An 8,032-nucleotide genomic window follows, 5' to 3' on the forward strand; every position below is an offset into this window, starting at 1 on the left:
CTCCTCCGGTTTGTGGTGCCTGTGTTTTTTTTTCCCCCCCGGGGCGGGGGGCCCCCGCCCCGGAATCCTTTCCGGCGGGGCGCCCCTCGCGTTGTTGCAGCTGTTCCGGCGTGGTCGTCAGTGACCGGCTTCGTTCGACGAGTTCGACGAGTTCGACGCCGAGGCGGAGTCCGACGGCGTACCGGGCTCGCCGGACCGGCCGTTGCCGGGCTCGCCCGCCGCGCCCGTGGCTGCTCCCGAGGGAGCGCCGGACGGCGTCGAGGAGGGGGTACCGGAGGGCTTCTCCGCGGGCTTCTCCGGCGGCTTCGGCAGGGAGCTCGGGCCGAAGCCCGCAAAGTAGCCCTTCGCCGGAACGATGAACGCCTGCACCTTCACCTCGCCGGTCTCGCTGAAGCGGAAGGCGACCTCCTGCACGTTACCGGCCTTGGCGGCCTCGCGGCCGTTCTCGATCACGGCGGAGGCGTTGCCCGCGCCGCCGATGATGACCGAGCTGTAGGCCGGCACCGTGATCGGGCCGGAGCCCTTGGCCGGGGTGAGCTTCACCTGGGCGCTCGTGCCGGGCAGCGTGATCGCGTCGATGGTCTGCTGCGTGGTGCCGTTGTTGAAGACCGTCGCGCTGACGACCGCGGGGCCCTCCGCTTTCGGATCCGGCTGGGTGATCACCGTCACGTTCTGGATCTTGATCGTGTCGACCGTCGTGGCGGCGTTGTCCGGCTTGACGGCGAGGGTCTGCGCGTCGGTGCCCGCACCGCAGGCGGAGAGCGCGGCGATCGAGAACACGATGGCAGTTGCGGCGAGGGCGCCGCGTCGAAGGCTGCGGCTCACGGCGGCGGCATCTCCTAGGACGTACGGACTGGCTATGGACGGGCGGTGAGCCGGCACCGGCAGTTGAGCCGGCGGTTGCGCCGGCTCGAAGATCGGCTAAGGGGGTGTCAGCTCGCGCTTAGGTTACCGAGCCGCCCTGCCCGCCCTGCACCCGACCCGCCCCTTCGCCGGAGAGGCGGTCGAGAGGCGTCCTGAGGCGGCTCGGGGGACGGCTCGGGGGACGGTCCGAGAACGCGGTCCGAGAACGTGGTCCGAGAAGGCAGCCCGATCGTGTCGTTTCGTACTCCGTTCACATAACCGGGGTGATCAATTCTCCGGGCCACCACACATTGCTTACCGAATACCCCGCGTAGATCAATTCCGGATTCGACAGCACATCCGTCCGTACGGGTGACCGGCCACCGAACGGAGTACGGGAAGTTCACCACTTGGAACCCGGCAAAACGGGATGTTTCCCCCTCCGGGGAGGGTGTTCTGTTGTGTGTAACGTGCGCGTTTCTGTCCGCCCGTGCAGCCGCTCCGACCTGCGAATACCCCCCTCCGGAAGGCGTCCGCAGCACGTTCGTGTTGCTGTTGTCAAGCCCCGAGATATGCCCTGACCTGCGAAAACGCCATTCAGTAGAAGCCGTTCTCGTGTTACTCTGGATAGCCACGGAAGGGGTACCTGTCACATGACGTTCAAGGTTGGCGACACCGTGGTCTATCCCCATCACGGGGCCGCGCTGATCGAGGCCATCGAAACTCGCCAGATCAAAGGCGTGGACAAGACCTACTTGGTGCTCAAGGTCGCCCAGGGCGACCTGACGGTTCGCGTGCCAGCGGACAATGCGGAGTTCGTCGGCGTACGCGATGTGGTCGGTCAGGACGGGCTCGACCGGGTCTTCGAGGTGCTGCGCGCGCCGTATGCCGAAGAGCCGACGAACTGGTCCCGTCGCTACAAGGCAAATCTCGAGAAGCTCGCCTCCGGCGATGTCATCAAGGTCGCCGAAGTGGTGCGTGACCTGTGGCGTCGTGAGCGAGAGCGTGGGCTTTCCGCAGGTGAGAAGCGGATGCTCGCCAAGGCGCGCCAGATCCTGGTGAGCGAGCTGGCCCTCGCGGAGAACACCAACGAAGACAAGGCCGAGGCTCTGCTCGACGAGGTCCTCGCGTCCTGACGCGTAACGCGCACAACAATGCCGCGGTGCCCGCTGACATGCTGTGAAAACAGTTCTGTCGCCGGGCGCTGCGGCATGTCCGTCGCGGCACCTACAGCTGCTCCCCGTACAGCTGTGCTCACTGTGTCTGTGTTCAAAGGTGTCTGTGCTCACAGTGCACTTGGCTCACAGTGCACTTGCGCCGAACCCGTGTGCGCCGTACCACTGGCCGTGCCGGGCCCGGGCGGCTGGCGCAGACCAGTTGTCACGGAAGGGTCCGGTCAAGCGTCGCGCCCGGCACGCTGTGGCCATACCCATGTGGGCCAAGGAAACAAACCTGCCGGAGTGCAACCGATGTCAGACGAATCGCGCCCTTACCGCACCGCCGCGGTGATCCCGGCGGCCGGCCGGGGCGTACGGCTCGGCCCCGGCGCCCCCAAGGCGCTCCGCGCGCTGAACGGCACGCCCATGCTGATCCACGCCGTACGCGCCATGGCGGCCTCCCGGGCCGTCTCGCTCGTCGTCGTGGTGGCCCCGCCCGACGGCGCGCCCGAGGTGAAGAACCTCCTCGACGAGCACGCCCTGCCCGAGCGCACCGACTTCCTGGTCGTGGCCGGCGGCGACACCCGGCAGGAGTCCGTACGCCTCGGCCTCGACGCACTTCCGGACAACATCACCGTCGTCCTCGTCCATGACGCGGCCCGCCCGCTGGTACCCGTCGACACCGTCGACGCGGTCATCGAGGCGGTACGGGACGGGGCGCCGGCCGTCGTACCGGCACTGCCTGTCGCCGACACCGTCAAAGAGGTCGAGCCGACGGAGAAGGGCCGGCCCGAACCGGTCGTCGCGACCCTCGAGCGGGCGCGGCTGCGCGCTGTGCAGACCCCGCAGGGCTTCGACCGCGACACGCTGGTCCGCGCGCACGAGACGGTCGCCGTCAACGGCGAGGGCGCGACCGACGACGCCGGCCTGGTCGAGCAGCTCGGCACGCCCGTCGTGGTCGTACCGGGCCATGAAGAGGCGTTCAAGGTGACCCGGCCCCTCGATCTCGTACTGGCCGAGGCGGTACTCGCCCGGAGGAGGGCCAACGATGTCTTCTGAGACGCGGATTCCGCTGGTCGGCATCGGCACGGACGTGCACGCCTTCGAGCCGGGGCGCGAGCTGTGGTGCGCCGGGCTCCTGTGGGAGGGCGAGGACGGCCTCGCCGGGCACTCCGACGGCGACGTTGCCGCCCACGCCGCCTGCGACGCGCTCTTCTCGGCCGCCGGCGTCGGCGACCTCGGTGCCCACTTCGGCACCTCCAGGCCCGAGTGGTCCGGCGCCTCCGGCGTCGCGCTGCTCGCCGAGGCGGCACGGATCGTACGGGCCGCGGGCTTCGAGATCGGAAATGTCTCCGTCCAGGTCATCGGTGTACGCCCGAAGATCGGCAAGCGGCGCGAGGAGGCCCAGAAGGCACTCGGCGCGGCGGTCGGCGCGCCGGTCTCCCTGTCCGGAACCACAACGGACGGGCTGGGACTGACGGGTCGGGCCGAAGGGCTGGCCGCCATCGCCACCGCGCTGGTCGTCAGGAACTGACTGACCGACCGACCGGCCAACCAGCCGGGACCGGGCTCGCGTCCGCATCGCAACCACGTCGTATCTGCATCGCATCCACGTCGTCTCCGGGTCGTCTCCGGGTCGTCTCCGGGTAGGACAACGTCACAAACTCGTCCCGCGACCCGGAAGGGTCGCGGGGCACTGGTAGCGGGCCACTACCCTTGATGCGTGACTATTCGCCTGTACGACACCAGCACCCGGCAGATCCGTGACTTCACCCCGCTCGTGCCGGGTTGCGTCTCGATCTACCTGTGTGGCGCCACGGTGCAGGCTGCCCCGCACATCGGGCACATCAGGTCCGGTCTGAACTTCGACATCATGCGCCGCTGGTTCGAGCACCGCGGCTATGACGTGACCTTCGTGCGCAACGTCACCGACATCGACGACAAGATCATCTGGAAGTCGGCGGAGCAGAACCGCCCCTGGTGGTCCATCGGCTACGAGAACGAGCGCGCCTTCAACGACGGCTATGACGCGCTCGGCTGCCTGCCGGCCACGTACGAACCGCGCGCCACCGGCCACATCACCGAGATGGTCGAGATGATGCGCGGCCTGATCGAACGCGGTCACGCCTACGAGGCCGACGGGAACGTCTACTTCGACGTGCGCTCCTTCCCCGGTTATCTGGAGCTCTCCAACCAGGACCTGGACGATCTGCGCCAGCCGTCCGGCGAGGGTGAGACCGGCAAGCGCGACCCGCGTGACTTCGCCATGTGGAAGGCGGAGAAGCCGGGCGAGCCGAGCTGGGAGACGCCGTGGGGCCGCGGCCGGCCCGGCTGGCACCTGGAGTGCTCCGCGATGGCGCACAAGTATCTCGGCGAGGCCTTCGACATCCACGGCGGCGGACTCGATTTGATCTTCCCGCACCACGAGAACGAGATCGCACAGGCCAAGGCCTTCGGCGACGACTTCGCGAAGTACTGGGTGCACAACGCCTGGGTCACCATGAGCGGCGAGAAGATGTCCAAGTCGCTCGGCAACTCCGTGCTCGTCTCGGAGATGGTCAAGCACTGGCGGCCCATCGTGCTGCGCTACTACCTCGGCACCCCGCACTACCGGTCGATGATCGAGTACAGCGAGGAGGCCCTGCGCGAGGCCGAGTCCGCGTTCGCACGGATCGAGGGCTTCATCCAGCGCGTGGTGGAAAAGGCCGGCGGGCCGGTCGAGCCCGCCGCCGAGGTGCCGCCCGCCTTCGCCGAGGCGATGGACGACGACCTGGGAGTGCCGCAGGCGCTCGCCATCGTCCACACCACGGTCCGGCAGGGAAACTCCGCGCTGGCCGCCGACGACAAGGAAGCGGCCGTCGCCCGGCTGGCCGAGGTGCGGGCCATGCTCGGCGTCCTCGGCCTGGACCCGCTCGACGAGCAGTGGGCGGGCGAGGGCGAGCGCGGCGAAGACCTTCACGGCGTCGTCGACACACTGGTGCGGCTGGTGCTGCAGCAGCGCGAGGCCGCCCGCAGCCGCAAGGACTGGGCGACCGCCGACGCCATCCGCGACCAGCTTCTGCAGTCCGGTCTGGTCATCGAGGACGGGCCTGACGGCCCGCGGTGGACACTCGGCCCCCGCTGAACCCACCGGGCCCGCCCGACAAAGATGTGCCGCCCGGGCGCCCGGGCGGCACACTTCACTTACGTACACACTTTTGAGCGAGCTTTACAGAAACAGGTAGGTCATGGCCGGGAACAGCCAGCGCAGGAACCGCCGCACGTCCAACAAGAAGGGCGCGCAGGTCGGCAGCGGTGGCAAGCGACGCCGCGGGCTCGAGGGCAAGGGCCCGACGCCGCCCGCTTCCGATCGCAAGGGACACAAGAAGAACCGGGTGGCCAACGCCCAGGCCAGGCAGGCCGCGGCCCGCCGCCCGGCCCCGCGCCGCGGCGGCGCCAAGGGCACGTCCGAGATGGTCGTCGGCCGCAACCCCGTCTTCGAGGCGCTGCGCGACGGCGTCCCGGCGACCACGCTGTACGTCCAGCAGTACATCGACAACGACGAGCGGGTGCGCGAGGCACTCCAGCTCGCGGGCGAGCGCGGCAACATCAACCTGATGGAGGCCCCGCGGCCGGAGCTCGACCGGATGACGAACGGGCTCAACCACCAGGGTCTCGTCCTCCAGGTCCCGCCGTACGAGTACGCACACCCCGAGGACCTCACGGCCGCCGCCTACGACAACGGGGAGGACCCGCTGATCGTCGCCCTCGACGGGGTGACCGACCCGCGGAACCTGGGGGCGATCGTCCGTTCCGTCTCCGCCTTCGGCGGCCACGGTGTGGTCGTGCCCGAGCGGCGCGCGGCCGGTATGACGGCAGGCGCCTGGAAGTCCTCGGCAGGCACGGCGGCCCGTACGCCGGTCTCCCGCGTGACCAACCTGACGCGTGCGCTGGAGGGCTACCAGAAGGCCGGCATCACGGTCGTGGGCCTGGCGGCGGACGGCGAAGCCACGGTCGAGGACCTGGAGGCCCTGGGCGGCCCGGTCGTCATCGTCATCGGCAGCGAGGGCAAGGGCCTGGGCCGCCTGGTCGGCGAGACGTGCGACTACCTGGTCAGGATTCCGATGCCGGGTGGCGCGGAGTCGTTGAACGCGGGTGTCGCGGCGGGCGTGGTCCTCTACGAGGCGGCCAAGCGTCGGTCCTGACCGCTCCGGCGGCCCCGATCGGCGTCGAAACGCGTAGTTGAGGATGGTTTGACGGGTCTCGGACATTTAGGCCGGTCGGAGCAGTGTCCTAATCACAAGTCACTCGGTTAGATGAGTGTGGACACCAGAACGCCCCGGCCCGGGTTCGATGATCAGCCTGCGCTGAGCATGGTCAAGGTGGACTGCGATCCCGCGCAGGTCATCGTGAACCACGCCAGCTTCCGGGTGCAGCTCTCCCCGAGCCCGCGCCCTGTACGTGCCATGGCGGGCAACGCAAGGATCCCCGTCGTCGGCGGAGCCGGGACGGGTGTGCGCAGGCGGGCGCCCGTCGTGTGGAGCGGCAAGTCGGCGCCGGGGGACGCCGGCGCTACCGGTCTTCTCCAGGCCGTGCGCAACTCCACCATGGGGCGGGACGCCTTCGACCGGGACGCTTTCGACCGAGACCCCTTCGACCGGGACGCTTTCGACACGGGAGCCACCCAGGTCATCCCGCGGATCGGCCTCGCCGAGCACACCGCACGGATGCCCGCAGCAGGCTCTCTCGGCGCGCCACACGACCCCGACAGGCCGCTGCTGCCGCCGATGCGGCAGGCGGTCGGCGCGTACGACTCGTACCACTCCTACGAGCCGGAGCCCTACGAGCCGGAGCGCTACGGGCAGGAGTCCTACGGGGGCGAGTTCTACGAGCCGGAACGCTACGGGCAGGAGCGCCACGAGCAGGAGGAGTTCGCCGACGCCGACGCCGACGTACGTTCCCAGCGGCACGGCGCCGACGTCGTCCGCCACGCCTACTACCCCGGGCGGCGCATGAACCTCGGAGTGGTACTGCTGCCGCTGCGCGTCTTCCTCGGCTTCATCTCCATCTACGCCGGCATGGGCAAGCTCTGCGACCCCGTCTACTTCGACGGCGGCGAACGCGGCTCCATGGTCAAGTGGCTCAACTCGCTGCACCCCTGGGAACTCGCCGAACCGCTGCGCGACTTCGCGCTCTCCCACCCGGTGGGGGCGGGACTCACCGTCGCCTTCCTCCAGGTGGTCGTCGGCGTGCTCACCGTGCTCGGGCTCTGGCAGCGGGTCGCGGCCGTCATCGGCGCACTGCTGTCGGCCATGCTCATCCTGACCGTGACCTGGAAGACCGTACCGGCGTACGACGCGCCCGACATCATCTACCTGGCCGCCTGGTCCCCGCTGATCATCGCGGGCGCCCCGGTCTACTCGATCGACGGCCGGCTCGCGGGCGAGGCCTGGCGCAAGCTCGGGCCGCGCTCGGAGCTGTGGGAGCTGCGGCGGCGCGTACTGCGGCGCGGCGGCGTCGTCGCCGCCGTGGTCGTCGGCCTCACCCTGCTGTTGGGCTCGATGCTCGGCGGAGCCGTACGTTCCACGGACATGGTGACCGTGCCGGAGCCCAACCAGGACCCGACCAACCACCTTCCCGGGTTCCCGCTCCCGCAGGAGCCCAGCGGCGAACGCAGCTCCTCCGGCGCGCGTGGTGACGACGGCAGGCCGTCGCCGTCCGCGAGCCGCTCCGGCAGCCCCAAGTCCGCGAAGCCCACGCCCTCCGACCACACGGCCCGAGAGACCGGCCGGCTCGGGGGCGGACAGCCCAGCCAGACGCAGGGCACCGGACAGCAGCCGCCCAGCCAGTCGGAACCGGCCCAGCCGCCGTCCAGCAGCGCCGGCCCCTCATCGAGCGGCGGCACCGGCAGCGGTGGCGGCAGTGGCGGCGGAAACGGAGGCTCGGGCAGCTCGGGAGGCGGCAGCGGCGGCTCCGGCGGCGGCAGGGTGATCGGCGGCCTGCTGGGCTGAGATACGCGACGAGAGGGGCGGCCACCGGACTTCGGCTGTCTC

The 8,032-nt window shown here is 69.8% G+C and carries 7 protein-coding genes; 6 read left to right on the plus strand and 1 reads right to left on the minus strand.

Annotation, left to right across the window (positions count from 1 at the left end):
• Positions 1–117: 117 nt before the first annotated feature.
• Positions 118–825 (minus strand): DUF461 domain-containing protein, encoded by a 708-nt coding sequence (locus ACFWDI_RS40505; protein ID WP_385312057.1) that lies wholly within the window; start codon positions 823–825, stop codon positions 118–120.
• A gap of 671 nt (positions 826–1,496) precedes the next feature.
• Here ACFWDI_RS40505 and ACFWDI_RS40510 point away from each other — a divergent pair.
• The 6 genes from ACFWDI_RS40510 to ACFWDI_RS40535 all read left to right on the plus strand — a co-directional run bounded on the left by ACFWDI_RS40510 (position 1,497) and on the right by ACFWDI_RS40535 (position 7,990).
• A complete protein-coding gene (locus tag ACFWDI_RS40510; RefSeq protein WP_003953493.1) occupies positions 1,497–1,979 on the plus strand; it encodes a CarD family transcriptional regulator in 483 nt (160 codons plus the stop codon).
• Positions 1,980–2,312: 333 nt separating this feature from the next.
• Positions 2,313–3,059, plus strand: a complete 747-nt coding sequence (ispD, locus tag ACFWDI_RS40515) for a 2-C-methyl-D-erythritol 4-phosphate cytidylyltransferase (protein ID WP_385312059.1) — start codon at positions 2,313–2,315, stop codon at positions 3,057–3,059.
• On the plus strand, positions 3,049–3,534 hold the full coding sequence (gene ispF / locus ACFWDI_RS40520; RefSeq protein WP_385312060.1) for a 2-C-methyl-D-erythritol 2,4-cyclodiphosphate synthase: 486 nt from the start codon (positions 3,049–3,051) through the stop codon (positions 3,532–3,534). Before ispD ends, ispF begins: the two co-directional genes overlap by 11 nt.
• A 189-nt stretch (positions 3,535–3,723) precedes the next feature.
• Complete coding sequence (gene cysS, locus ACFWDI_RS40525) at positions 3,724–5,124, plus strand: cysteine--tRNA ligase (RefSeq protein ID WP_385312062.1); 1,401 nt, start codon at positions 3,724–3,726, stop codon at positions 5,122–5,124.
• A 103-nt stretch (positions 5,125–5,227) separates the two neighbouring features.
• Complete coding sequence (rlmB, locus tag ACFWDI_RS40530; RefSeq protein ID WP_385312064.1) at positions 5,228–6,184, plus strand: 23S rRNA (guanosine(2251)-2'-O)-methyltransferase RlmB; 957 nt, start codon at positions 5,228–5,230, stop codon at positions 6,182–6,184.
• Positions 6,185–6,295: 111 nt separating this feature from the next.
• Entirely contained in the window at positions 6,296–7,990 is a 1,695-nt protein-coding gene (locus ACFWDI_RS40535) for a DoxX family protein (protein WP_385312065.1), read from the plus strand.
• Positions 7,991–8,032 lie beyond the last annotated feature (42 nt).

Origin of the sequence: Streptomyces sp. NPDC060064, from assembly GCF_042736455.1 — a bacterium.
Lineage (GTDB): Bacteria > Actinomycetota > Actinomycetes > Streptomycetales > Streptomycetaceae > Streptomyces.